The following is a 25,429-nucleotide window of genomic DNA, read 5'->3' as shown; positions in this document are numbered from 1 at the left end:
TCGAGCCAGCTATGGACACCACACCTCATTTCCCGATTTACATGGATTACAGCGCCACCAACCCCTGCGACGAGCGGGTGGTGGATGCCATGGTCCCTTGGCTGCGTAACCACTTTGGTAACCCGGCTTCCCGCAGCCACGCTTGGGGCTGGGAAGCGGAAGCCGCAGTAGAGAAGGCACGCGAACAAGTGGCCTCGCTGATCAATGCCGACCCTCGGGAAATCGTCTGGACGTCGGGTGCCACCGAGTCCAACAACCTCGCCCTCAAAGGTGCAGCACAGTTCTACAAGAGCAAGGGTAAGCACATCATCACGGTGAAAACCGAGCACAAGGCAGTGCTGGATACCTGCCGCGAGCTGGAGCGCCAGGGCTTTGAGGTGACTTACCTTGATGTGCAGGAAGATGGTCTGGTGAATCTGGATGCTTTCAAGGCAGCCATTCGTCCGGACACCATTCTGGCCAGCGTCATGTTTGTGAATAACGAAATCGGCGTCATTCAAGACGTTACGGCGATTGGTAACGCCTGCCGCGAAAAGGGCGTGATCTTCCATGTGGATGCCGCGCAAGCGACCGGCCGTGTAGATATTGATATGACCCGGTTGCCCATCGATTTGATGAGCTTGACCTCCCACAAGACCTATGGTCCCAAGGGCATAGGTGCTCTGTTTGTGCGCCGCAAGCCACGCATTCGCCTGGAAGCTCAAATGCACGGCGGCGGCCATGAGCGTGGCATGCGCAGTGGCACGCTGCCGACCCACCAAATCGTGGGGATGGGCGAGGCTTACCGCATTGCCAAGGAAGAGATGCACGAAGAAAACAAGCGCATCAAGGCGTTGCACGACCGCATGTTGGCCGGGCTGGAAGGCATTGAGCAGGTCTTTATCAATGGTCACAAAGACAAGCGTGTTCCCCATAACCTGAACATGAGCTTCAACTATGTTGAGGGCGAGTCGCTGATCATGGGCATCAAGGGTCTGGCGGTGAGCAGCGGCTCAGCATGTACCTCTGCGTCCTTGGAGCCCAGCTATGTGCTGCGTGCGTTGGGTCGTAGCGATGAGCTGGCCCACAGCAGCTTGCGTATGACGATTGGTCGTTGGACGACCGAAGCAGATATTGACTATGCGGTGGACACCATCAAGCAAAACGTGGCCAAACTGCGCGATTTGAGTCCCTTGTGGGACATGTACAAAGAAGGTATCGACCTGTCCACCATCCAGTGGGCAGCGCACTGATCAAAGTTACGAGGTAAGCAAAATGGCATATTCAGACAAGGTCGTTGACCACTACGAAAACCCCCGCAATGTCGGCTCTTTTGACAAGGGCGACGAGTCTGTGGGCACTGGCATGGTGGGTGCGCCCGCGTGCGGCGACGTGATGAAATTGCAGATCAAGGTCAACCCCCAAACCGGCGTGATTGAAGACGCCCGTTTCAAGACCTATGGCTGCGGTTCTGCCATCGCATCCAGCTCCTTGGTGACCGAGTGGGTCAAAGGCAAAACGCTCGATGAAGCTGCTGCCCTGAAAAACAGCCAGATCGCTGAAGAGCTCGCACTGCCTCCCGTGAAAATTCACTGCTCCATCCTGGCGGAAGACGCTATCAAGGCAGCCGTGGATGACTACAAGAAAAAGCACCTGAACTGATATGGCCGTCACTCTGACAGAGGCTGCTGCACGGCACGTCACCCGGTATTTGACCAAGCGCGGTAAGGGCGTTGGCGTTCGCTTGGGCGTGAAGACGACCGGGTGTTCGGGCCTGGCCTATCAGCTCGAATACGTGGACGAGCTGGCGCCCGAAGACGTGGTCTTTGAAGGTCACGGCGTGAAAGTGCTGGTGGATCCCAAGAGCCTTGCCTATATCGACGGCACCCAGCTGGACTTTGTGCGCGAAGGGCTGAACGAAGGTTTTCGTTTCAACAACCCCAATGAGCGCGACAAGTGCGGTTGCGGTGAGTCGTTTCGCGTGTGAACCTGCAAGACGATGACTTTGCGCTGTTCGGTCTGAAGCAAGGGTTTGCGCAGGACCGTGCGAGCGTGGACGCGCGCTGGAAAGAGCTGCAGCGCGAGGCCCATCCTGACAAATTTGCGTCGCACGGACCTGCAGCCCAGCGCGTGGCCATGCAGTGGTCGGTGCGCATTAATGAAGCCTACCAACGCCTGAAAGACCCGCTCAAACGGGCCGCCTATTTGTGTGAATTGGCTGGGTTTCCCATACAGGCCCACAGCAATACCGCCATGCCCACGCAGTTTTTGATGCAGCAGATGGAGTGGCGTGAGGCGCTGGACGATTCCGCCGATGCTGACGCCCTGGAGCAGTTGCTCGCCGAGGTGCAAGCGGCACGCAAGGACTTGCTGCAACAGTGCGAGCAGCATCTGGACCAGCGGCAAGACCCCGCCGCAGCGGTTGGCAGTGTTCGGGCATTGATGTTTATCGATAAGTTCGCCCAAGACCTGAATCAGCGCTTGGATCAATTGGAATAGTGTGAGTTGTCATGGCGCTTTTGCAAATTTCTGAACCTGGTCAGTCTCCCAATCCCCACGAGCGCCGCATCGCGGTAGGCATCGATTTGGGAACCACCCACTCCTTGGTTGCCGCTGTGCGCAATGGTGTGTCTGAATGCTTGCCCGATGCCCAGGGGCGTTTAGTGCTGCCTAGTGTAGTGCGTTATCTGGACGCTGATCGCAGGCAAATCGGGTTTGATGCGCTGGCGAATCAAACGATGGATCCTGGTAATACGATTGCCTCGGTCAAGCGCTTGATGGGGCGCGGCGTGGCCGATGTGGTGCAGGTTGAAAAGCTACCGTATGCCTTGGTCAATGAGCCGGGCATGGCGCGCATTCGCACGATCGCTGGTATCAAAAGTCCGGTGGAGATTAGCGCTGAAATTCTGGCGACCCTGCGTTTCCGGGCGGAGGACAGTTTTAACGACGATATTTACGGTGCGGTCATTACCGTGCCCGCGTACTTTGATGACGCACAACGCCAGGCCACCAAAGACGCCGCCCAGCTTGCCGGCCTGAATGTGCTGCGACTGATCAACGAGCCGACGGCTGCCGCTATCGCCTATGGCTTGGACAATGCTGCCGAAGGGGTGTACGCCATTTATGACTTGGGTGGCGGCACGTTTGATATTTCCATATTGCGGCTGTCGCAAGGCGTGTTTGAAGTGCTGGCGACCGGTGGAGACTCCGCTTTGGGCGGCGATGATTACGACCGCGCTTTGGCAGATTTGCTCTTGCAGCGCAGTGGGTTGGCAACCGCTAGCCATGAAGACCAAGCGCGTTTGATGGCACAGGCCAGAGCGTGCAAAGAGGCTTTGTCCTTGGAAGATATCGCGACCGTGGAAGTGGAGTTGTCCAGCGGCGAGATCGACTTGTCATTGAATCGGGAAGAGTTCGAAGCCGCTACCCAGCCGCTTACTGCGCGTACCTTGCAAGCGGTGCGCAAAGCGTTGCGGGATGCCGGCTTGGGCAAGGACGAGGTGAAGGGCGTGGTGCTGGTTGGTGGCTCTACCCGCATGCCACAAATCCAGCGCGCGGTGGGCGAGTTTTTTGGCCAAGCGCCATTGACCAACTTGAATCCGGACGAGGTGGTGGCGCTGGGTGCGGCCATCCAGGCGAACCAGTTAGCGGGCAACAACCCGTCGGGTGATTTGCTGTTGCTGGACGTGATTCCTTTGTCGCTGGGCGTTGAAACGATGGGCGGTTTGGTAGAGCGTATCGTGCCTCGCAACCAGACCATCCCCACGGCCATGGCGCAAGACTTCACCACCTACAAAGACGGGCAAACCGCGCTGGCGCTCCATGTCGTACAAGGGGAGCGCGATCTGGTGGCGGATTGCCGCAGCCTGGCGCGGTTTGAGTTGCGTGGTATTCCCCCAATGGCGGCGGGTGCCGCCCGTATACGTGTAACTTTCACCGTGGACGCCGATGGGTTGTTGAATGTGTCGGCCAAAGAGCAGGTGAGTGGTGTCGAGGCGCGCATTGATGTAAAGCCTTCGTACGGGCTCACCGATGAGCAGATTGCCACCATGCTCAAAGACAGCTTCAGCACCGCAGAAGCGGACATGCGTGCACGTGCTTTGGTGGAAGCCCGTGTCGACGCAGACCGCTTGCTGCTGGCCACACGGAGCGCGCTGGAGGTGGACGGAGACTTGTTGGCCGGGGACGAACGTGCTGCGGTGGATGACGCCTTGCTGCAGGTGACGAACGCACTGACCTCTACCGACCCCGCCGTAATTGAAGCGGTCATCAAAAAACTGGCGGACGTGACTGAACCCTTTGCCGCCATGCGCATGAACCGCGGCATTTCCAAAGCCCTGGCCGGTAAGAACATCGAATCTATTTGAGTAAGACCTATGCCCATCATCAAAATTCTTCCGCACCCTGAGTATTGCCCTGACGGTGCCGAGCTGAAGGCCGCGCCGGGCACCTCGATTTGCGAGGCCTTGTTGGAGAACGGCATCGCCATCGAACACGCCTGTGACATGAGCTGCGCATGTACTACCTGCCACGTCATCGTGCGGGAGGGGCTCGGCTCCCTGAACGCAGCGGAAGAGACGGAAGAGGATCTGCTGGACCGTGCTTGGGGCCTGGAGCCGAACTCGCGCTTGAGTTGCCAGGCGTACTTGGCCCAGCAGGATTTGACCGTTCAGATACCCAAGTACTCGATTAACCACGCCAAAGAGAACCACTGAGGCCCGCCATGCGCCAAATTGTTCTGGACACGGAAACCACCGGTTTTTATGCCAACCACCCTGACCGGCCGGACCGGATGGTGGAAATTGGCTGTGTGGAGCTGGTAAACCGCAAGCTCACCGGTAACAACCTGCATTTCTACCTGAACCCTGGCCGGGACAGTGACGAGGGTGCTCTGCGCGTTCACGGCTTGACCACCCAGTTTCTGAGCGATAAGCCCAAGTTCGAAGCGATTGCACAGCAGCTGGTGGACTATGTGGCGGATGCTGAAATCATCATTCACAACGCTCCGTTTGACTTGTCCTTTCTGGACATGGAGCTGGCCCGCACGGGCCGCAAGACATTCAAGAGCTATGTGGCAGGCGTGCTGGACACCTTGGTCATGGCCAAGGAAATGTTCCCCGGTAAGCGCAACAGCCTGGACGCCCTGTGTGACCGTCTGGAGGTAGACAACTCCGGCCGTACCTTGCACGGTGCTTTGTTGGATGCGGAGTTGCTGGCCGACGTGTACATCAACATGACGCGGGGGCAAGATGCTTTGCTTATGGAGAGTAGCGCACCGCAGGAGGCGGGCATTGTGGTGGAGCAGCTGGATCTGCGCAGCATGGAGCTGCCGGTGCTGGAAGCCAATGCCCAAGAGCTGGCTGCACATGACGATGTTTTGACCCAACTGGACAAATCCAGTGGAGGAAAAACAGTCTGGAAGCTCGCGGCCTGAAAAAATGGTATATAATTTGAGGCTTCCTTGATACGGAAACACAGTTTCAAGGGCGATTAGCTCAGGGGTAGAGCACTGCATTCACACTGCAGGGGTCGCAAGTTCGAAACTTGCATCGCCCACCAAATTAAAGCCTTCTAAGTTCTGCTTAGAAGGCTTTTTTGTTTTTCATCTCCCATTTCATCTCTCAATGACGCTGCGCCTCGCTAGGGCGTGTGGCATGCAGCGTGCCTTATTCATACACAAACCATGTTTTGTGGGTGCTCCTTGTACAGCCGCTACTTATATTCTGTTTGAATGAACTATGTGCCGTTGCATTAGCGCTTACCTTCTGGATGTGTAGGAAATCGCGGGCTTCTATTCAACGTCAGTATCGTGAATATGGCTGCTAGCGGTGGCGGATTTAGTTCACGCTACGAATTCAAGGGTAAAAAATAGTAAAGACAACGCTCCTTATAAGGTTTGGAGGTTCTGGCGCTGTAATTAAAGTAGCTTTTTATTAAGTAACCGTTATACTCGGCAACACTTATTACTGGAGAAGCAAACTGTGACTACATTGCAAGACCTGATCGCACAAAAAGAAGCCTTGGAAGCCCAAATTGCGGCGCAACGACAAAGTGAATTGGCCAATGCAATTGCGCAAGTGAAATCACTGGTAGAAGCGCACGGCTTGACCGCCGCTGACGTGTTCGGTACTGCCGTTCGCCGCGCAAAGTCCGGTGAGAAGGTGACCAACAAAGTAGCCGCCAAGTACCGTGACCCCGTTTCTGGTAAAACATGGAGCGGCCGTGGTTTGGCTCCTAAATGGCTGGCAGGTAAAAACAAGGCAGATTACGCAATTGCGTAATAAGCGCCTACGCGGTTTAAAAGCCCACTGCATGTGGGCTTTTTTACGTCTGATGGAGCTAGGAGTTTGTCTGTTTGAGTGTTCGGTCACACTGCGCAATCAGATGGATTCAAGTATGGCGCACCAAAAATAAGCGTAAAGGCTGCATTACCCTCTGGTGGGTTTATGACATGGACTCCGCCGAGGTGTTAGCAGTCAAGTAGTGCAGTTTGAGTTTGTCTTCTGCGCTTACTTCTTTGAATGCCATGCCTGCAATAAATACGTCCTGCCCCATGGGGCGGCTGTGATGGCAGAGTTGGGCTTGGATTTGCACGGTGATGGGCGCAGTATCCATACTGCCTTCCAATTGGAGGGTGATGGCATCGCCCACGCTGCCCAAAGCAGTATGACTGCGCACCATGGCGCCATGCAGGCTCAAGTCCACCAAAGTAACCGATTGAAATGCACTCTGCCCACCGACGCGCACCGCCGCAGGCCACGCCACCTTGGTGCGCAAGGATTGCCGCACTTGCTTGGCATCTACCTGCGCGGGGTAAGCGAGCAGGGCGTAGGCAAATGGTTTTTCAAAGGTCTGCAATACCTTGCTTAAAAATGAAAATTCAAACTGGCCGGTAAATCCCCGCACGATGCACACTTCACCGGGGGTGAGCCCGGTTTGCTCTGCATCAGTGCTGGCAGGGCCGACCATGACGCCCTTGCCCTCAATGGCGCCGAAAAACTGGGCTTCGGTTTTGCTGGTGCCCTCTACCAGCCGGCGTGTTTGTAAAGCCATGCCAGAGCGCAGGCCCAAGGCTTTGAGCGGCAGGCGCTGCACGGTGTCGGTATCTGCTTCTTGTTGCATGCTCCTCCTTTTGTAGCGCTTTACGCGAGTTTGGCGAGCGCTTCTGGCCGTTTTGTCAAAAAATTCGGCATTTTGACCGTCGCTGCCGGGGTGGTGCGGTGACAACTACCACGGCCAGCATGAGACGGCAAAATGTCTGCAAGGCCACGCGCTATTCAGCGCATCGGGCGTGGCCGCAGTCACTAAGATGGTACACCGCCATGCATTCCGCACGGCAGGAGGAAGGGCAGATGAATAAGTCACAAAAATCCGCTGTTCGCATGCTCCAAGGCGTGCTTGTAGGCGCGGCAGCGTGGGGCGGTCTGGCTGGTTGCGCAGGCGTGGAGCATGTGGGCTGGGTACTTGCGGGCACCGGCAAACCCGCTACCCTGGTGGTGGCCAACCAGACCTTGACCGGCGAGATGTTGTTGCGCCCGGACCGCACTGGCGAAGTGCGTGTGAGCGTTGCTGCGGCGACCGGTGGTACCGGTGGAAATGCAGCGACCGTGGCAAGTGGTGTGAGTGGTATGAGCGGGCCGGGTGCAGTCATCGCCAGTTGCGCGGGCTCTTTGCGTTTCAGTGGCACGGTGCAGGGCCGCATCGACATGCGCTGCAGCGACGGCGCCATGTTCGACATGGCTTTCTACCTGATCAATGAGGTGAAAGGATTTGCCTCCGGCACCTACCAGGAAAAGCCCGCCGCCTTGGTATTCGGCATGCACGAGGCAGAAGCGCAAGCCTACTTGTCTCCCGCTATGGCACGCGCCACTGACGCGACCAAACCGACCCCGTAAATGACGATGGAACAGGTCGATGTGGTGGTGATCGGTGCGGGTGTTGTGGGTTTGGCGGTGGCTCGCAGCTTGGCGCAAGCCGGGCGCGAGGTGCTAGTGCTCGAAGCCTGCGAGGCATTTGGCACCCAGACCAGTGCGCGCAATAGCGAGGTGATTCACGCCGGTATTTACTACCCGGCGGGCTCCTGGAAGGCGCGTCTGTGTGTGGAGGGCAAGTCGCTGCTGTATGCCTATCTGCAGGAGCGGCAGTTGCCACACCAGCGCTGCGGCAAATTGATAGTGGCCACCCAGCCCGCGCAACTCGACGCATTGCGGCAGATCGATGCCAAGGCGCGCGCCAACGGGGTGCACGACCTGGTGCTGCTCGATGCCGCACAAGCGCAGGCGCTGGAGCCGCAGTTGCAGTGTGTGGGCGCGCTGCACTCTCCTTCTACCGGTATTCTGGACAGCCACAGTTTCATGCTGTCTTTGCTGGCAGATCTGGAGGCGGCTGGCGGTGCTTTGGCAGTCAATTCGGCTGTAGCGCAGTCGGAATATTCGCAGGGTGCTATCAAATTGGAAGCGGTTGATGGCACGCTGCTGCAAGCCAACACGGTGGTGAACGCGGCCGGGCTGCAAGCCTGTGCGGTGGCACGCCGTTGCCGTGGCATGCGGGCGCAGGCCATTCCCACGCCGTACTTTGCCAAAGGCAATTATTTTTCACTCTCAGGGCGCTCGCCATTTCAGCGCCTGATTTACCCGGTGCCGGAGGCAGCCGGTTTGGGGGTGCATCTGACCCTGGACTTGGGCGGCCAAGCCCGCTTCGGGCCCGATGTGCAATGGGTGGATGAGGTCCATGATCTGGAGGTCAACCCTGCACGGGGAGATGCCTTCTATGCCGAAATTCGCAAATACTGGCCCGGCTTGCAAGATGGTGCGCTGCACGCCGCCTATTCGGGCATGCGGCCCAAAATTTCGGGGCCGGATGAACCTTCTGCAGATTTTGTGATTCAGACAAGCGCGGAGCATGGTGTGCCCGGCTGGGTGAATCTGTTCGGCATCGAGTCGCCGGGCTTGACGAGTGCCCTGGCCATCGGCCAGCATGTGGCCGCGTTGGTCGCGCATGCGTGACGCAGGTGTATTTCATACAGACGGGTTGTTGACGGAAAAGGGATCCTTATGCAAGTTAAGCAAACAATGACACTGGCGTCCTGGGCGGCCCGCGGGGTTGCCGGGCTCGGTGTGGTAGCGATAGCGGGTTGTGCCATGGTGACGGGCTCGGCTCCGCAAGCCCACCCCGAGACTTTACAGGTGCTGACCGAAAAGTTGGAGCTCTTGACCATTCAATCCAACCAGCCCACCAAAGTCTTGCAACGGGTGCGTCTTACCGGGCTGGCGGCGGGGGACATGCTGGTTGGCATCGATTACCGCATTGCCAAGGGCATGCTCTATGCGCTGGGCCGGTCCGGCCGGCTGTACACGGTGGACACCGCCAGCGGCGCGCTGAAACCCGTTGGCAACCCCGCAGTGGCGTTGCAGGGAGATGCCGTGGGGGTTGACTTCAACCCGGTGGCAGACCGGGTGCGCGTCATCACCAGTAGCGGCCAGAATGTGCGCCTGCACCCTGACACGGGTGCCTTGGCGGCCACCGACCCTGCACCAGCCTACGCCCCCACCGACAAGCGCGCCGGCACCAAGCCGGAGGTGGTGGCCGTGGCCTACACCTACAACAAGCGGGACGACAAGCTCACCACCAACTTCGCGATTGACCGCAACGGCGGCTACCTGGTGACCATGGGCTCGGCGGAGGGTGTGCAGCCGGTGGTGTCGTTCAACACCGGCCAGCTGTTCACGGTAGGGGCATTGGGCGTTGCCGACATGACCGATGCCAGCATGGACATTGCGGATCTCAGCGGCGCTGCTTACGCCGCTGTGCGTTTGAAGTCCCACGCCACGACGCGGCTGTATGCGGTGGATTTGCAGACCGGCAAGGGCCGCTTTATCGGCACTATGGGCGATGGGGACAAGGTGCTGGGGATGGCAATCGAACCCTGAAGCAGCTCTTTTTTGCTATGAAAAAAGGAGCTGCTTGCGCACAGAATGCGGGCGCTAGCGGCCTATTTCTTTAGTTTTTTGAGGGCCAGCGCCGCATCTTTCACCAGCTGTGGCCCGGCATAAATCAGGCCGGTGTAGATCTGCACCGCATCCGCACCCGCTTGAATTTTGCTGACCGCATCGGCCGCACTCATGATGCCGCCCACGCCGATGATGGGGAAGTCCTTGCCCAACGCTGCGCGCAGTTGGCCAATGACGGCATTGCTTTTCTCCAGCACCGGCGCGCCGGACAGGCCGCCCATCTCCTCGGCATGTGGCATGCCTTTGACGGCTTCACGAGACAAGGTGGTGTTGGTGCCAATCACGCCCCAGGCGTTGTTGACTTTGCCACTGCTATCGGTGCCGTAGCGCTTGAGGGTGGCGGCGATCACGGCGACCTGGTCAGCTTCCAGATCGGGGGCAATTTTCAGAAAGATGGGTTTGCGCTGACCATGCTTTTGCGCCAGCTGTTCGCGGCGTTCGGCAATGGCGCCCAGCAGGGCGTCCAGCGCCTCGTCGCTTTGCAGGCTGCGCAGGTTCTTGGTGTTGGGGCTGGAGATATTGACGGTGATGTAGTCCGCATGCGGGTACACGCCATCCAGACATATCAAGTAGTCGTCGGTGGCTTTTTCAATCGGCGTGGCCGCGTTTTTGCCAATGTTCAGGCCCAGCAACAGCGACGGATTTTTGCTCTGGCGCAGGGCGGAGCGCTGCACATTGGCAATGAAGGCATCCAGGCCATGGTTGTTGAAGCCCAGCCGGTTGATGAGCGCGTTGGCTTCGGGCAGGCGGAACATGCGGGGCTTGGGGTTGCCCGGTTGGGCCAAGGGGGTGACGGTGCCCACTTCCACAAAGCCAAAGCCCATGGCACCCAGTCCGTCAATGCACCGGGCGTTTTTGTCCAGGCCGGCGGCCATACCCACGCGGTTAGGAAAATTCAAGCCGGCGATGGTCACCGGGTCGTCCACCCGGCTGTTGCAGTAGGCCAGCTTGAGAGGGTTGCCTTGGCTGGCGGCGAGGCCTGCCATGGTGATGTCGTGGGCGACTTCGGGGTCCAGATTGAACAAAACGCGGCGGGCGAGGGCGTAGGGCACCAGAGACATCGGATAATTCCTGCTTTCAGATTTCAACTCCCTCCATTGTCCCTCAGGACCTTTCAGGCTTTCCTCATGACCACACCCGCACTCACCCAAGACGAACTCAAAACCTTGGTCGGCCAAGCCGCCCTGCAGTACGTGGTGCCCGGCGAGATCGTGGGCGTGGGCACCGGCTCCACCGTGAACAAATTCATCGACGCGCTGGCCACCATCAAGGACCAGATCAAGGGCGCCGTGTCCAGCTCCGTCGCGAGCACCGAGCGCCTGCAGGCGCTAGGCATCAAGGTGTTTGACAGCAACGAGGTGGACAAGCTTTCGGTCTATATCGACGGTGCCGACGAGATTGACGGTGCCGGCAACATGGTCAAGGGCGGCGGCGCGGCGCTGACGCGCGAGAAGATCGTGGCCGCCCAAAGCGCCAAGTTCGTATGCATTGCCGACGAGTCCAAGTTGGTGAAAACGCTGGGCAAGTTCCCCTTGCCGGTGGAAGTTATCCCCATGGCGACGCAGCGCGTGATCGCCCAGTTTGCGGCCAAAGGCGGCAAGGGCTCCATCCGCTTGAAAGACGGCAAGCCGCTGGTGACCGACAACGGCCAATACATCGTGGACGTGACCGGTCTAGAAATTACCGATCCACTGGCGTTTGAAGCCGAGGTGAGCCAGTGGCCTGGCGTGGTGACGGTGGGCGTGTTTGCCTACCAGCGCGCGCAGGTGTGCCTGCTGGGCACTGCCAGCGGCGTGAAAACGCTTGCGTTTCAATAAAACGCTGGCGTTCTGAGCCTATTTTTTATCGAGGAGTGCGGGGCATGGCGATGACTCACCTGGCCGAGGTGCTCACGCTCTCCAACACGCAAATTGCCATTGAGGCAGCGGCCACGGTGGCGTTTGCCGTGTCGGGCCTCATGGAGGCCGCCCGCAAGCGGCTCGACGCCGTTGGCGTATGTGTGGTGGCTGGTTTGACCGCTTTTGGCGGAGGCACGTTGCGCGACGTGCTGCTGGACCGGCGCCCCTTCTTTTGGGTGGAACATGCCACGTGGTTGTGGGTGTTGATGGCGCTCTGTGCCGCAGCCATGCTGTTTCTGCGAGCCCGCCATTTCGAGCCCACTGAGCGTGCCATGCAATGGCCCGATGCCTTGGGGCTGGGGCTGTTTGCCTCCGGCGGGACCCACATTGCGCTTGATATGGGCATGCCGGCCATCGTGGCGGTGCTCATGGGCATGGTGACCGCCGTGTTTGGTGGGGTGATGCGCGATGTGGTGTGCAACGAGATTCCACGCGCCTTCCGCGATCACCAGCCTTACGCGGTATGTGCATTCGCGGGTGGCTGGGTGATGGTGGCGGCGTATCAGTTGGCGTGGCCCTTGTGGGCCGCCACGCTGGCCGCCGCAGGCGTGACTACCGTATTGCGTGTGCTCACGGTGCTACGCGGCTGGAATTTGCCGGAGTGGCGCTCCGGCGCATATTAATGCGGCCCTAAACCACGCTGGTGTACACCTGAGCGCAGTGGTGTGCGCGGGTTCCCTGTCGGTGATTAGCCCTGCGCAGCGGGTGCCGTCATCATGCGCTCTACGTAGCGCGCAATCAGGTCAATTTCCAAGTTCACTTTTTTACCCGCCGCCAGTGTGTGCAGCGCCGTGTTTTGCACGGTGTGGGGAATCAGGTTGATGCTCACCTCGCAGCCGCCCGCCACATCGGCAATCCGGTTCACCGTGAGGCTCACGCCATTGATGGTGATGGAGCCTTTGTAGGCTAGGTATTTGCCCAGCGCCACGGGCGCCAACACACGCAGTTCCCAGCTTTCACCCACTTGGGCAAAGTGGCTGACGGTGCCTATGCCATCCACATGGCCGGAGACCAGATGCCCGCCCAAGCGGTCATGGGCGCGCAGCGCTTTTTCTAGGTTGATAGGACCCAAGGCATCCAGCCCAGCGGTTTTGTCGAGTGATTCGGCGGAGATGTCGATGGTGAACTGCTGTTGGGTCACATCGAAGGTCGTCACGGTCATGCAGGCGCCATTGAGTGCGATGCTGTCGCCCAAACCCACGTCGTCCAGGTAGCCAGCGGGCGCTTCAATCGTGAGGCGCTTGCCATGGGTTGCAGATTCGCCCAGAGACTGGACGGCGGAAATGCGGCCTATGCCGGTGATGATGCCTGTAAACATGCGCGCATTTTCGCAGGGAAAGGGCAGGGCATAGCGCACCCCGCCCCTAAGCCCTAAAACTGGTCGCGCCCCTGCACCCGTGCGACAACACGCAAGTCAGGGCCAACCATCTCGGTGGATTTGAATTCCAGCTCCACCCCTTGGGCGAGCTCGGTGAAGGGGCCGATGTGGAACATGCCCGCACCTTGGCCCAGCAACTTGGGCGCAAGATAGACCACAAACTCATCTACCAAGCCCTCACGTACCAGCGACCCATTGAGTTTGAAGCCCGCTTCTACATGCAACTCATTGATCTCTCGCCGGCCCAGATCCGCCAGCATGGCAGCTAGGTCCACCTTGCCGGTCGGCTGTCCGTGAGCATCGGTGCCGGGGAGATGTATTACCGTGGCTCCTGCGGCCTCCAGGGCTGTGCGTTTAGCATCATTAATGGTTGCAGCGTAGATATAGACTGCGCGACCAGCTATAAAAAAAGGAGCATCCAAGGGTGTTTCCAGCTTGCTGTCTACCACCACCAAGTGAGGTTGGCGGGGGGTATCCACCAAGCGAACATCCAGCCGCGGGCGGTCTGCCAGCACCGTGCCGATACCGGTGAGGATGGCGCAGGACCGGGCACGCCACGCATGGCCATCAGCACGCGCCGCAGGGCTGGTGATCCACTGGCTGGCGCCATTGTCCAGAGCTGTGGTGCCGTCCAGCGAAGCGGCCACTTTCATGCGCACCCAAGGCGTCTTGCGGATCATGCGGCTGAAAAAACCGATGTTCAGCTCGCGGGACTGGATAGCCAAAGGATGATCTGGTGTCAGCACCTCTACCTCTACGCCTGCAGCCCGCAGCTTGGCAAAGCCATTGCCAGCCACTAGGGGGTTAGGGTCGAGGTTGGTGGCCACCACCTTTTTGATGCCCGCGGCAATCAAAGCATCGCAGCAAGGGCCGGTGCGGCCATGGTGGGAGCATGGCTCCAAGGTGACGTAGGCGGTGGCACCGACGACAGAATGGCCCTTGGCCGCAGCATCGCGCAGGGCCATGACCTCCGCGTGGGGACCGCCGGCTTGTTGGGTATGACCCCGACCAATGAAACCGCCAGAAGTTGAGGCAATAAAGCATCCAACATGTGGATTCGGACTAGTCAACTTGAGTGACTTAGCAGCGAGAAGAAGTGAGCTTTGAATGTGCTCCGATTCGTTAAGAAAATCAAATTTCACCAACTTACTTCCAGCATTCAAGAACAGATTTATTTCCCGTCACGGTTCTGGTACCTATCTCATTAACTCCCAAAGTACCACAACCTGTATCTCTAAGCTGTGAGCCAATCGGTACGGCTGAAATCACAAATGTAGATGTGGTTGGCTGTCCGGCCCCGAATGAAAACGTGTAGGAAGAACTAACTTGCGATGAACAATTATTCGCTGCCAAAGTGGCAGATGCGTAGCTCATACTAGTAGTATACGATCGCTCTATCGATTGAGAATACTCAATAAGGCAGGATGCCGCAGCAGCTCTTCTAGTGCGTTGAATGTGAGAGTCATAGGAGGGTAGTGCAATACCTGCAAGGATTGCAATTATCGCTACAGTAATCATTAACTCAATTAGCGTAAATCCATTTGGTTTAGATTTTGATTTCATCTTAATCCTTGATAATTTCACGCCAAGAAATTCGACCCTTGACAGGTGTTATGCCTGTATTTACGCGTATGTCTTCAACACGCTTGTCAGCAGCAGGATTAGAGCCTCCCACCGCAAATCTATTACCAACTCGAGTAGCTAAACTTGGAATTCCAACTCCGAGGTCAATCGATCCTACATATGTTCCGCTAACACTGTCATCAGTAAATTGTCCATTATTTGTAACATCAATAATTCCTACAGAAAGTGCAGAACCAGAGTATGGATTCACAAAATTCAGGTAACCGGTACCCCCTGCAGTGCAGGGATCATTGGCTGCCGGAATCATTGAACTAGCAATCAAAGCTGGAAGAGCAAGTTTATATACAACCGATTCAGTTACGAATCTCTCACCAGTAGATTGCGTCATGTCGATGTACCAGCCCGATTTATTCAACATATCTCCAGAAGTTTGCTGTGAGAAAGTTCGGACAGTGTAGCCGGCCAGTGTAGAAGATGCGGAGATAGTTCGCTGTCTGAGGGGAGTCCTACTAGTTATCTTCGTACCTTCGTCAATTAGTCCATACCAAGATTGCACATTTGTATTCGAAGGATCAGTCGAAGCAAAGTAGGAGCCAGTGCCGAAAAACACAAATCGTTTTCCTAGGTTCACATCACCATTTAGATCATTAATGTTTGAAGTTATTTTGGATGTAATTGGTTGACGCTGACCCAAGCTATTTTGGGCAACAAAGAACGGTGATCCGCTGAAAGCAATAGCCCAGGAATCAGAGTCGGTTGAACTTACGTCAAATTTCCAAACATTACCCTTGAGATCACCCGCATAAATAATATCTATTGTTCCATCTCCATTAGTATCGTAGCCACTGGGGCTCGAAAGACCGTTATCAGATCCGGCTGTCGTAGCCAATTTCTTAACTTGGTTGATAGAGCCATTTGAGTTTAATACAAAAAGGTACAACACAGCCAATCCACTTGTGCTGTTATAGCCATTACCCATTAGGACGCCATATTTTCCGTTATTTAGCTTAACGAACTGTGGCTTGCCCAACATGTAGCCTAAGTCGTCGTCAGAATTTGCGGTTGTACTGGCGGCAGGCGTGTATTCCCAAAGAAATTTGGTTTGATCAAAACCACTTGTGCTTGTTACATTTATTGCAAATAACCCTTTGCTGCCACGGCCCAAACTTGCAAACAAATAGTTATTGCTATCGGTTGCTGTGGATCGGGATGTGATTTCAATATCACCATCTACGAAGTAATCGTGGGTGTACTGTGGTGAAGCTAAATTTTTAAGCCGCGAAAGTGATGACTGCGGAATAAAAGCATACTGCTCAATGCCGCTGTTAGCACTAAATGCATGGAGCATCCCGTCATTTGCTCCTACATATATCAAATCGGTATCTTTTAGATAATATGGAGATGAGTGGATTACATCGCCCAAAACGTGGCCGGGACGATCTCTTAACGCCCCCCCATTTTGGACCTCATTTGTTCGTGCGCCTCGAATATAATTGAAGGTACTTTGGTTTGTGAATGCGGCTGAAACTCCGGGATAAGAGGAGTTCCAAATAAATGGAACTCCGTTTGAAGCACCATAAGTGGTCCTCGCGCCTGCTCTTGCAAAAATATTACGGACGCTACTGTCTGGAATCTTCGTAGAAGCTTCCCATTCTGTATTCGTACTTACACCAGAACCAGTAACTGGATACGCGACAAGATCGCCAGACCAGTAGTTGGCATCAAAACGTGCCTGAAAAACTCGCGCTGTAGTGCTGAGGCTTGAGCTATTTGCGATTACATTGCTAGCGCTGGAGTTGGTCTTAAATATCGCATCAAAAGCTTTTTTAATTGTGTCTTTCAGCTGTAATGGGTTTTGAACTAAGAAGTAAGTGTCAGGAACGCCATCACCGTCGGAGTCCCATTCAGTTTGCAAATCTGGTTTGTTGTTATTATTTTTATCATTGAATCCCCCCCATTTGGCAGCGTACCACAGCGGATCTTTCAACAAGGTTGCGGAACCAGATGTGGATGCTGCAAATGTGCGCTCATCAAAACTTCCAATTGTTGGAAGTTGATTGCAATCTGCAGGTACGGGTGATGCATCGCAGTATCCCGGTGATTTACCCGATGGAACATTCAAAAAGTAAGGGATGTCGACGGTTTCATCTTGAACAACCAGATAAACACCATCATTTTGAGTGCCAGAAATGATGTAGCCCATGTTCTGACGAGCACCACCTGCTTGATAAGTAGGTGTTACTTTAACAGTTAACGAGTTGTTGGCATTAAGCTTAATTTCATATTCAGCTATGGCGTCCATGTCGTGGTCTGCGCCTTGTTCGACATCTTCATAATTGATTCGAAACTTCGCATAATATCTTCCACCATTAATTGTGGTATTGACATCGCCGGTGCCTGAATTGGCAATGGTGTCAACATAAAAATCTACAATCTGATTGGTTGGTTGAAAGCCACCTTTTCTATCTGTCGCGAGTACTGATTTTGCGAATGGAACAAGTGCTATTTTCTTGTCAGTTGCGACCGCAATTTCGATTTTTGGAAGAGGTGAAGCTAATGCAACACTAAAAGTATCGATGGACTGCTTCCCCTGCAAGTCAGCTCTAATATCTGAGCGCTTTGCATAGTAAGAAACGGAAGCGGAATAATAGCTACCCTCCTTGGTGGGCTCTTCTGGCGCCAGGCCTCGGATGGATTTCAGTGACTCAACTGTTTTCGCTGTCGGCGCAGAGTCTGCTACAGTTTTCGACTGCCCAATAAACCTACTACCGGTGATTCCAGTTTCGTTAGAAGTAATGGTGTCGGCCTCAGTACCTACATTTAAACCAGATAAGTCACTTGAGAAGGAGTTGAAATAGCTGCCAGGAAGTTGGTCGGAATCGAACGATGGGTTGATATCAGAAATCGTTAAAAAGTTCGCACGAGCACACCATGGAGCTCTAGCTGCGCTTGAACTGCTGTAAGGGTCATCCCAAGTGGCTCGGGTAAGGCCGACACTAGAATCTTTTGTATCTGAGGATGATTGAAATGCACCAGTAGCACTTCCTTTTCCAGAAAAGTACCTTAAGCCCTCATACATCATTTCCCCAACTGGGTTGCCCCAATCAGGAAATTTTCCCTCTGTCATTGCTGAATTAGTCTGCCAACCGCCAGCATAGGCTTGATCTGTCCGGCCATTATTAAAGTCTCTTATTCTCAAGTTATCAAAGGTTTTAACGATTAAGGCGCTGCTTGTAAATATTCCCGTTGTAGTGTCAACCTCTGCGGAAAATGATTTAACCACTTGTCGCAGAAGTCCTCCCGACATATTCTTGTCATAGCTACCAGTAATCAGACCAAACAGCATAGAGTCGTTCTCGCCATAGTCATGCAAAAGACCTGTCGGCTTGTAGTTGGAGCCATATTGTTTGCAGCCGGTATTAAAACTACTTGTGCATACATCTACACGTACAGTTCTATTTTTTCTTGTCCCACCGTGTGTACCATCCAAGACGGGGCGTTCCTTTGAGGCCCATTCCCACACTCGTTTATTGGTATTTTCCACAACAGATAACCATGGCGGTAGATTACTACAGTCAGATAAGGTGGCGCAGTTAGTGGATGAGTTAGAGGTTAAATTGCCAAACAGATGCCGTTTGCCTCCTGTTGGGAGAGATAAGGGCGTAAAATCTTCGATTGAATATCCATCTGTTGCAACGTCTTTGTATTCTTTTGCCCAGGAGTGTGCGTCTTGTGGAATGTATGAGCGACGGAGGATGGTTTGCGAATTTGTATCTATTTCTCTATATCCTCCGTAAAGCACCTTTCGCAAGGCATCAATACGAGCAGTGGTTTGATAGTTCAGCCAATTTCCAGACCATTTTCCGGAGCATTTTCCGTTTACTGCGGTGGAGCTAGGGGTAAATAGCCCATCGTTATCAGATTTGTCGTTGTGGGTATAGCAGATATTTGATTCAAATAATCCGTAGTAAGTAATGGATGGTTTAAATCGAATATCAATTGAACCGTCTCCATCGATATCTGATGTATCGTTATAGGATTCGTAGTACAGTTTGTGATCGCGTCCAGCAATCAGCATCACCATAGGCTTTGCTGTTACTTGTGTCAGTAAAGGTGTATTTGGAATTGTTACTGCTGAAGTTGCTATTGAGACAAATGCCGTTGTTATTAGTAAAGCAGTTCTTGCGGGTTTTTCAATTAACTCATTAAATTTCATAATAAACCTCGTCTTTAATTAGTCGGTGGCGTATATTGACTGCAGCATTACTGCTGCTCGTCCGCCGCCGCCATCTACTTTTGCAGTAATTCTGTATCGCTTGCAGTTATTCGGGTCGCTTGGATCTCCTGGTCTGCAAGCAAATGTGTCGCCTAAATATTCGACAAAATACTTTGGCGTAATAGCTAAAGTACCTGAGCCTACAGTTGTGGCATTGCTCCAAGACGTGAAGGTTGTATCAGTCCATCTTGGCGTGCTGCTTGACGCTGGTGCTGCACATGTCATTAAACTGCTAACTGTTGCACACCCCGATGTAGGTTGCGGTTTTTCGCTTTCAATCAAGTCTTCAATGGCCTTTAACGTAGATTCAGTAGCTTGAAATGCTAAACTTCTGTCATATGTATTGGCTGCCATTCTTTCTTCAGAATTCACCAACCTGATGGCAGTCATGCCCAAAATAGTCATTACCAAAAGCAGGATAAGACTAATTATCAAAGTTACACCGGATTGTCGCGAACATTTACTATTCATATAAATTAATACAGAGTTTCTCTGCTCCGTAGGGAGGAAATGAAAAGGAGCGTTCGCTCTAGTTTTGTGTTTGAAGCTGATACGACTTCTTCACTTTGAAGCTTAATTTCAGTCCTTACGGCTACAACCTGATTAGGATTGAGTTCGCCCCATCCTCCTGCGACAACTGCAAGTTCCGAGTCATCTGCATCAACCCAAGTTGTAGCGAGAGTTTCTGTCGTTGAATTTTTCTTTAGATAGGAAAGATTCATTTCGACTACATTATTAAGAATTTCATCTCTATTGTTAGTTATCTGGGTTGCACCACCAACAACAGTTCTGGCAATCTGAGTTCGATATAAGCTTCTTCCGCCGGTGGAGTTATTTCCAATGTACCAAAATGTAGGAACGAGCTTGGTGACTATTCCATTTGTAGTGCTAAACTGCCTAAGGGTCGTTGTAGTACAAGCAACGGTGGTTGGATAGCCTAGACCGTTACCACAATTAAGCGTAGCTGTACTTGAGTCATAGTTAATTACATTCGTTGCGCTATCCACAGTGCCTGCTTGAAATATTGCCGCTCCTTGTAGATCGCACGACATCAATATATCGCCAGCTACGAAATTGCTGGCATTCATAACGGTAATCTCTGTGCTACCGGTGTTGTGCGCAGTGACGTTTGATTCTGCGGCCCCGGCTTGTAAGACAAGGATGGCGGCTGTACCGTTAACTCTCAATCCTTCAGCAGTGCCGAACGGGACTATTGATGTGGTATCGGTGGCGCCACTAAATCCTTGGATTGCACCGTCACCCCACGATGCCCACCAGGGGATATTTCCGCCAGAACGAATCACGTTCGCCATCAATTTGGCACCACATGGGTTTTCCCCTGCCTCTCGTATATCCCGCGACATTAGCTCGAGTGCTAATCTGGAATTTTCCTGCATGCGTGCTAAGTTCTCTGATACTCGCAAGCTGTCTTTGTTTGAGAGTAGTGAAGTCAAAAGAGCGCCGATGATTAGTATTCCCAGAAACAAGGCAATCATCAGCTCCACTAATGTGAAGCCTCTTTGTCTTCTTCTTGGAAAGGATTGCTTGTTTTTTTTCACAGTAGTACTCTTGTCTCGATATATTGGCTTCCGAGTCCACCGGCTTTGCTGTCATCCCAAATAACTCTTACTTTGCATTGGCCAGTGGCGTCGCAGTAGATCGCTCCGCATGACGTTGCATCGTCGGCAGTGCCTATATTTGCCTTTATTGCTTCAATCCAAGCCTTTTGGTTTGTGTCGGCAAGATCTGTTCCTGTTATCGATGTGGGATTACAGATGCTACCGTTTATGTTTCCGTTGGATTCTAAAGTACCAGTGTTGTAGGTGAGTGCCTTGGCGTTATTCTTATCAACCCTGAGTGCTTCAATAATAAAATATGATAGTGCTACCGCTTGAGTGCGTTGGTTGGCGCTTATATTTCCTTTGTTTGCACGTATTTGCAGCCCCGCCATTCCTAAAGTACCTATTGTTAAAATAAGTACTGAGACTAATATCTCAATCATTGTTGCGCCTCTTTGACTTTGATGCGCGAAAATTGGAGTATTCTTCATGTTGATATTATGTTGGTGCTGCACAAGTTGAGTTGCTACTAACTTTCACTACAGAAGCTCGACCTGTAAATGTTAGATTTATGTCCCTCGCTCTATTCGAATCGCCAAGAGATGTGCTTGTAGAACAGACGCGTATAGTCCCCACAAGAGGTGCTCCTCCCATGGTTTTGGCTGTGCCGTCCGATCCAAATGAAATATATTGAATCAAATTGGCATCACCTTGAATTAATATATTCCTTGAGGATGTGTTTTGTGAAGCTGAGATAAGCTTTTCGCCAGCATCTATTGCTGCTGTATTTCCGGCTCGTGTGGTGTCAATAAATGAAATCCAACCCTGTTCCCAGTTACCATTATTGGTGCACTGCGTCCCGTCAGCGCTCTTGCATATACTTACTCTAGTTCCGGTGCTAATTGCCTGGTTTCTAGTTTTGGCAATTGCGGTAATTAAATCATTAGTTGTACTTGAAAGTTCTGAAGATGCAATAAGGCCGAGAAAACTTGGCGTAGCAATGGACGTGACAATTGCTAGAATCGCTATTGTGACCATCGCCTCAATTAGTGTCACTCCACTTTGTTTATTCATCGCTGCGCGCTTAACAAGATGTTGATATCGAAGTATTTTCTGCACTTGAAACTGGTGTGCAAGTGCTTTAGAGCCGCACGGTCCGTATGAATGGACAAGCGGTGATTGATCTAACTTACTTGCTCACCTCATCCACCAGCGTCTTGAATTCATCAATGTCTTCAAAACTGCGGTAGACGCTGGCGAAGCGCACGTAGGCGACCTTGTCCAGTTTTTTGAGTTCGCGCATGACGAGTTCGCCGATGCGGGTGCTCTGGACTTCGCGCAGGCCCAGATTGAGGAGTTTTTCTTCGATGCGCTCGATGGCGCTATCGATTTGCTCGGTGCTCACCGGCCGTTTGCGTAGGGCCAGGTTCATAGAGGCGAGCAGTTTGGCGCGCTCGAACTCTATGCGGCGGCCGTCTTTTTTGACGATGGCCGGAAAATTCACATCCGGCCGCTCGTAGGTGGTAAACCGTTTGTCGCAGGAGCCGCATTGGCGCCTGCGTCGGATGAAGTCCCCATCTTCAGAAATCCGCGTCTCCACCACTTGGGTTTCGGAATGACTGCAGAAGGGGCACTTCATCGAGGGATGACTCTTGCTTACTTGTAAACAGGGAAGCGAGCGGTCAACGCATGCACCTTGGCACGAACCGCCGCGATGTTGGCTTCATCGCGTGGGTTGTCCAGCACGTCGGCAATCAGGTTGGCAGTGGCGCGAGCCTCTTCGTCCTTGAAGCCGCGTGTGGTCATCGCGGGGGTGCCTACGCGGATACCGCTGGTCACCATGGGCTTTTCGGGGTCGTTAGGGATGGCGTTTTTGTTGATGGTCATGTGGGCAGCGCCCAGCACAGCCTCCGCCTCTTTGCCGGTAATGCCCTTGGAGCGCAGGTCCACCAGCATCACGTGGCTCTCAGTGCCGCCACTAACGATACGCAGGCCGCGTGCTGTCAAGGTTTCTGCCACGATTTTGGCGTTGCGCACCACTTGCTGTTGGTAGGCCTTGAACTCAGGCGTCAATGCTTCTTTGAATGCCACAGCCTTGGCGGCAATCACATGCATCAAGGGGCCACCTTGCAGGCCGGGGAAAATGGCGCTGTTGATGGCCTTTTCGTGCTCGGCCTTCATCAAGATGATGCCACCACGGGGCCCGCGCAGGCTCTTGTGGGTGGTGGAGGTCACCACATCGGCGTAGGGTACCGGATTGGGGTACACGCCTGCAGCGATCAGGCCGGCGTAGTGCGCCATGTCCACCATGAAGATGGCCCCCACGTCTTTGGCAACCTTGGCGAAGCGCTCAAAATCGATAGCAAGAGAATAAGCACTGGCGCCGGCAATGATCAATTTTGGCTTGGTTTCATGGGCCTTGCGCTCCATGGCTTCGTAGTCGATGGCTTCATTGGCATCGAGTCCGTAAGAGACCACGTTGAACCACTTGCCGCTCATGTTCAGGGGCATGCCGTGGGTCAAGTGGCCGCCTTCGGCCAAGCTCATGCCCATGATGGTGTCGCCGGGCTTCAAGAAAGCGAGGAACACGGCTTCGTTGGCCGATGCGCCGCAATGGGGTTGCACGTTGGCGGCTTCAGCGCCAAAGATTTGCTTGATGCGGTCGATGGCCAGTTGCTCAGCCACATCCACGTGCTCGCAGCCACCGTAGTAGCGGCGGCCGGGGTAGCCTTCAGCGTACTTGTTCGTCAGCTGGCTGCCTTGGGCGGCCATGACGGCGGGGGAGGCGTAGTTTTCGCTGGCGATCAGCTCAATGTGGTGCTCCTGGCGCGCGTTTTCGGCCAGGATGGCGGTCCAGAGTTCGGGGTCGGCTTGTTCAACAAGAATGTTGCGGTCGTACATGGCAGTCCTTCAAGGAATTTGGGCCTGTAGGTCACCAAGGACTACAGGGCTGCCCAGGCGAACGGCTGATCGCAAATGCCTTTATGGCATTGCGGCACGCTTCCCAGTGGTGTCCCACGTCAGCGAGCAACACCGCTCGGGTGTTGACGCCTATCGCCAGTTGCGTGCAGGTGAGAGTTTAACCGAGGCGCGTACCCCGGTTGTGAGGATCAGGATGTATGAAACAGGCTCGCCACATTCTCTGCTGCGGGGGCCGTGTCGGTAGCCGCGGGTGTTGCGGCTTTTACGGGAACAGGAGTTGCCATGGGCACGGGCTTGCCGGCAGCAACGTTTTGCAAGCGGCCATGTTCTGCCAGTACTTTGGCTGCGTAGCCGCCATCGGCTTCCATATTGGCTGCACCTACGTAATATTTCAGGCCACCCTCAATGGAGCCAGCCCGTGCAATGCACTCTTTGAGTACCTTGACGCCCACGCGCAGGTTGGACACAGGGTCAAACGCCGCCAGCTTGCCGCCAAAGCCTTCGTACTTGTCGCTGTGGACCTTGGTCATGACCTGCATCAAGCCCTGCGCGCCCACATGGCTCTGCGCAAAGGGGTTGAAGCCTGATTCCACCGCCATCACGGCCAGAATCAGTGTCGGGTCCAGTTTCGAGCGTTGCCCGGTTTCATAGGCCTCTGCCACCAAGGCGCTCAGCGGCTCAGGGGCCACGTTGTATTTCTTGCTCAGCCAGTAGGCCACGGCGGCTTGCTGCTTGGGCAAATCCTTGGGGTTGCTGGCTGTGGCACGCTCTACGGCATCCATTTCTTCCACCATGCCGGTGGTTTGAATATGGCGGTCTTGTAACCAGCCCATGAGGCGCACTTCGGTTTCCTGACGGATTTCAGGGCGAACCACCATCGTGATGATGGCAAACATCACTGCCAAGCCCAGAAGGGCGAAGCCGTTGTGTGTAATTTCAAAAAAACCTTGGGCAATATCGTTCGCAACAGTGCGAAGGCCTTTGGCAAAGTGGGTAGTCGCTGTCATAGCTCTTCCTTCTTAGGCGGGGAGGCTTGGCTGCCAGCTCCGTAAAGCCTGCAGTTCAGTCACCTCGTTTGGGTTGGTACGCTATCAATATCCTGCGGCGTCGTCTCGACATGTGCAGCGATTTGAATATGCCGGGTTCGGCAGCGGGGCGGGTAATCCCTAGGTGGGATTTGAGAATGGGCGGATTCTAGGGGGGCTTTATATGTCAAGTCAACCATATCAAATTCAATCGATATGCTTGACAGTTTTGATTTTTGCCATTTTCCCTCTGGAAACCTGCGTGCGCGTCATCGGATTGACGTATTCGGGCGCTTCAATCAAAAGCCTCAACGTCATAGAAATTGCGTCTTGGTATTTGTCCGAGCGCGTATCTAGAGTTGCTGAACCTGCAGTTGCAGGCATGAAACCGGCAGTAGCCAGTCCACCGCGACGGTGCGATAAAGCGGCCCCGGTTTTTGATCGAGGGCAATCTATTGCTCTCAGTTCACCCGATGACAGCGCGCTCACCGGGTGGCGAAACAGATGGCATGGCCCTCGGGGTCGCCATCGAGCCCGGTGTGTGGCCATGTTGGCTGACACACCGGGCTTTCTTTTGGGGGCTTGCCGGCTCGATACGGCGAGGAGCTCTCTATATATAGATACGCTTCTCTGGTGTTCTCCAAGAAGCATCACGCTTGAGCGTAGTTTGGCCTTTGGCAGGTTTGCTATGTAATTTGTAGCTGCATGCGCATATAAAACGTAGGCTGCAAGCGTATTTGATGTATTTTGGGCGCACTGAATACGCGCCCGCGCGGTCCGGGAGCGCGCTGCTCCGTA

At 54.3% G+C, this 25,429-nt stretch carries 27 protein-coding genes, 1 tRNA gene and 1 riboswitch; of the genes, 14 read left to right on the top strand and 14 right to left on the bottom strand.

The genetic code is table 11. The annotated features are described in order from the left end of the window. The first annotated feature begins 11 nt into the window (after positions 1 to 11). The 9 genes from FDM28_RS13435 to FDM28_RS13395 all read left to right on the top strand — a co-directional run bounded on the left by FDM28_RS13435 (position 12) and on the right by FDM28_RS13395 (position 6,260). Positions 12 to 1,232 carry an IscS subfamily cysteine desulfurase gene (locus tag FDM28_RS13435; RefSeq protein ID WP_138515905.1) on the top strand — a complete coding sequence of 407 codons (1,221 nt, stop codon included), beginning with the start codon at positions 12 to 14 and terminating at the stop codon, positions 1,230 to 1,232. A 22-nt stretch (positions 1,233 to 1,254) separates the two neighbouring features. Beyond that, the gene (iscU, locus tag FDM28_RS13430) at positions 1,255 to 1,641 is read left to right on the top strand and encodes a Fe-S cluster assembly scaffold IscU (RefSeq protein WP_087493592.1); all 387 of its coding nucleotides are present in this window, start codon (positions 1,255 to 1,257) and stop codon (positions 1,639 to 1,641) included. 1 nt (position 1,642) lies between these two features. Then, complete coding sequence (gene iscA / locus FDM28_RS13425; RefSeq protein WP_138515903.1) at positions 1,643 to 1,966, top strand: iron-sulfur cluster assembly protein IscA; 324 nt, start codon at positions 1,643 to 1,645, stop codon at positions 1,964 to 1,966. After that, on the top strand, positions 1,963 to 2,478 hold the full coding sequence (gene hscB, locus FDM28_RS13420; protein ID WP_138515900.1) for a Fe-S protein assembly co-chaperone HscB: 516 nt from the start codon (positions 1,963 to 1,965) through the stop codon (positions 2,476 to 2,478). Before iscA ends, hscB begins: the two co-directional genes overlap by 4 nt. A gap of 11 nt (positions 2,479 to 2,489) precedes the next feature. After that, entirely contained in the window at positions 2,490 to 4,346 is a 1,857-nt protein-coding gene (gene hscA / locus FDM28_RS13415) for a Fe-S protein assembly chaperone HscA (protein WP_138515898.1), read from the top strand. 9 nt (positions 4,347 to 4,355) lie between these two features. After that, the gene (fdx, locus tag FDM28_RS13410) at positions 4,356 to 4,694 is read left to right on the top strand and encodes an ISC system 2Fe-2S type ferredoxin (protein ID WP_138515896.1); all 339 of its coding nucleotides are present in this window, start codon (positions 4,356 to 4,358) and stop codon (positions 4,692 to 4,694) included. Positions 4,695 to 4,702: 8 nt separating this feature from the next. Next, positions 4,703 to 5,413 (top strand): DNA polymerase III subunit epsilon, encoded by a 711-nt coding sequence (dnaQ, locus tag FDM28_RS13405; protein WP_138515894.1) that lies wholly within the window; start codon positions 4,703 to 4,705, stop codon positions 5,411 to 5,413. Between the two features lie 50 nt (positions 5,414 to 5,463). Then, positions 5,464 to 5,538, top strand: a tRNA-Val gene (locus tag FDM28_RS13400). 422 nt (positions 5,539 to 5,960) lie between these two features. Then, entirely contained in the window at positions 5,961 to 6,260 is a 300-nt protein-coding gene (locus tag FDM28_RS13395; RefSeq protein ID WP_138515892.1) for an H-NS histone family protein, read from the top strand. Positions 6,261 to 6,423: 163 nt separating this feature from the next. On the opposite strand, the gene FDM28_RS13390 is transcribed toward FDM28_RS13395, so the two are convergent. Continuing rightward, positions 6,424 to 7,101, bottom strand: coding sequence for a PilZ domain-containing protein (locus tag FDM28_RS13390; RefSeq protein WP_138515890.1), 678 nt, complete (start codon positions 7,099 to 7,101; stop codon positions 6,424 to 6,426). A 230-nt stretch (positions 7,102 to 7,331) separates the two neighbouring features. On the opposite strand from FDM28_RS13390, the gene FDM28_RS13385 reads away from it, so the two are divergent. The 3 genes from FDM28_RS13385 to FDM28_RS13375 are packed head-to-tail and all read left to right on the top strand — an operon-like array spanning position 7,332 to position 9,908. Beyond that, complete coding sequence (locus FDM28_RS13385) at positions 7,332 to 7,874, top strand: hypothetical protein (protein WP_138515888.1); 543 nt, start codon at positions 7,332 to 7,334, stop codon at positions 7,872 to 7,874. A gap of 6 nt (positions 7,875 to 7,880) precedes the next feature. Next, positions 7,881 to 8,984 carry an NAD(P)/FAD-dependent oxidoreductase gene (locus FDM28_RS13380; RefSeq protein ID WP_138516315.1) on the top strand — a complete coding sequence of 368 codons (1,104 nt, stop codon included), beginning with the start codon at positions 7,881 to 7,883 and terminating at the stop codon, positions 8,982 to 8,984. Positions 8,985 to 9,032: 48 nt separating this feature from the next. Then, on the top strand, positions 9,033 to 9,908 hold the full coding sequence (locus FDM28_RS13375; RefSeq protein ID WP_240792006.1) for a DUF4394 domain-containing protein: 876 nt from the start codon (positions 9,033 to 9,035) through the stop codon (positions 9,906 to 9,908). A 62-nt stretch (positions 9,909 to 9,970) separates the two neighbouring features. Here the strand turns inward: FDM28_RS13375 and FDM28_RS13370 are convergent, their stop codons facing one another. Further along, a complete protein-coding gene (locus FDM28_RS13370; protein ID WP_138515886.1) occupies positions 9,971 to 11,050 on the bottom strand; it encodes a quinone-dependent dihydroorotate dehydrogenase in 1,080 nt (359 codons plus the stop codon). 66 nt (positions 11,051 to 11,116) lie between these two features. Here FDM28_RS13370 and rpiA point away from each other — a divergent pair, with 66 nt between their 5' ends. Both rpiA and FDM28_RS13360 read left to right on the top strand, forming a co-directional pair. Further along, positions 11,117 to 11,806: a ribose-5-phosphate isomerase RpiA gene (gene rpiA, locus FDM28_RS13365; protein ID WP_138515884.1), complete on the top strand. Its 690-nt coding sequence runs from the start codon at positions 11,117 to 11,119 to the stop codon at positions 11,804 to 11,806. A 50-nt stretch (positions 11,807 to 11,856) separates the two neighbouring features. Beyond that, entirely contained in the window at positions 11,857 to 12,510 is a 654-nt protein-coding gene (locus tag FDM28_RS13360; RefSeq protein WP_138516310.1) for a trimeric intracellular cation channel family protein, read from the top strand. Between the two features lie 65 nt (positions 12,511 to 12,575). Here FDM28_RS13360 and FDM28_RS13355 read toward each other — a convergent pair whose 3' ends face one another. The 12 genes from FDM28_RS13355 to FDM28_RS17685 all read right to left on the bottom strand — a co-directional run bounded on the left by FDM28_RS13355 (position 12,576) and on the right by FDM28_RS17685 (position 25,015). Beyond that, a complete protein-coding gene (locus tag FDM28_RS13355; protein WP_138515882.1) occupies positions 12,576 to 13,205 on the bottom strand; it encodes a riboflavin synthase in 630 nt (209 codons plus the stop codon). A gap of 53 nt (positions 13,206 to 13,258) precedes the next feature. Then, positions 13,259 to 14,374, bottom strand: a complete 1,116-nt coding sequence (gene ribD, locus FDM28_RS13350; protein WP_420853028.1) for a bifunctional diaminohydroxyphosphoribosylaminopyrimidine deaminase/5-amino-6-(5-phosphoribosylamino)uracil reductase RibD — start codon at positions 14,372 to 14,374, stop codon at positions 13,259 to 13,261. Between the two features lie 37 nt (positions 14,375 to 14,411). Further along, positions 14,412 to 14,828: a type IV pilin protein gene (locus FDM28_RS18135; RefSeq protein WP_138515877.1), complete on the bottom strand. Its 417-nt coding sequence runs from the start codon at positions 14,826 to 14,828 to the stop codon at positions 14,412 to 14,414. A gap of 1 nt (position 14,829) precedes the next feature. Beyond that, entirely contained in the window at positions 14,830 to 19,065 is a 4,236-nt protein-coding gene (locus FDM28_RS13340) for a pilus assembly protein (protein ID WP_138515875.1), read from the bottom strand. Positions 19,066 to 19,083: 18 nt separating this feature from the next. Next, positions 19,084 to 19,596 (bottom strand): pilus assembly PilX family protein, encoded by a 513-nt coding sequence (locus FDM28_RS13335; protein ID WP_138515873.1) that lies wholly within the window; start codon positions 19,594 to 19,596, stop codon positions 19,084 to 19,086. 5 nt (positions 19,597 to 19,601) lie between these two features. Beyond that, positions 19,602 to 20,684 (bottom strand): prepilin-type N-terminal cleavage/methylation domain-containing protein, encoded by a 1,083-nt coding sequence (locus FDM28_RS13330; protein ID WP_170211763.1) that lies wholly within the window; start codon positions 20,682 to 20,684, stop codon positions 19,602 to 19,604. After that, a complete protein-coding gene (gene pilV / locus FDM28_RS13325) occupies positions 20,681 to 21,175 on the bottom strand; it encodes a type IV pilus modification protein PilV (RefSeq protein ID WP_138515869.1) in 495 nt (164 codons plus the stop codon). Before pilV ends, FDM28_RS13330 begins: the two co-directional genes overlap by 4 nt. A gap of 7 nt (positions 21,176 to 21,182) precedes the next feature. Further along, positions 21,183 to 21,758 (bottom strand): GspH/FimT family pseudopilin, encoded by a 576-nt coding sequence (locus tag FDM28_RS13320; RefSeq protein WP_138516308.1) that lies wholly within the window; start codon positions 21,756 to 21,758, stop codon positions 21,183 to 21,185. A 115-nt stretch (positions 21,759 to 21,873) separates the two neighbouring features. Next, positions 21,874 to 22,323, bottom strand: coding sequence for a transcriptional regulator NrdR (nrdR, locus tag FDM28_RS13315; protein ID WP_138515867.1), 450 nt, complete (start codon positions 22,321 to 22,323; stop codon positions 21,874 to 21,876). A gap of 17 nt (positions 22,324 to 22,340) precedes the next feature. Next, positions 22,341 to 23,585 carry a serine hydroxymethyltransferase gene (glyA, locus tag FDM28_RS13310; RefSeq protein ID WP_138515865.1) on the bottom strand — a complete coding sequence of 415 codons (1,245 nt, stop codon included), beginning with the start codon at positions 23,583 to 23,585 and terminating at the stop codon, positions 22,341 to 22,343. A 44-nt stretch (positions 23,586 to 23,629) separates the two neighbouring features. Continuing rightward, positions 23,630 to 23,759, bottom strand: a riboswitch (ZMP/ZTP riboswitch). Positions 23,760 to 23,794: 35 nt separating this feature from the next. Next, the gene (locus tag FDM28_RS13305) at positions 23,795 to 24,613 is read right to left on the bottom strand and encodes a lytic transglycosylase domain-containing protein (RefSeq protein WP_138515863.1); all 819 of its coding nucleotides are present in this window, start codon (positions 24,611 to 24,613) and stop codon (positions 23,795 to 23,797) included. A gap of 225 nt (positions 24,614 to 24,838) precedes the next feature. Beyond that, on the bottom strand, positions 24,839 to 25,015 hold the full coding sequence (locus FDM28_RS17685) for a hypothetical protein (protein WP_170211761.1): 177 nt from the start codon (positions 25,013 to 25,015) through the stop codon (positions 24,839 to 24,841). Positions 25,016 to 25,429: the final 414 nt, after the last annotated feature.

It is taken from the genome of Rhodoferax bucti (assembly GCF_005876985.1).
Classification (GTDB): domain Bacteria; phylum Pseudomonadota; class Gammaproteobacteria; order Burkholderiales; family Burkholderiaceae_C; genus Allorhodoferax; species Allorhodoferax bucti.
This window is presented reverse-complemented; position numbering and strand designations above follow the sequence as displayed.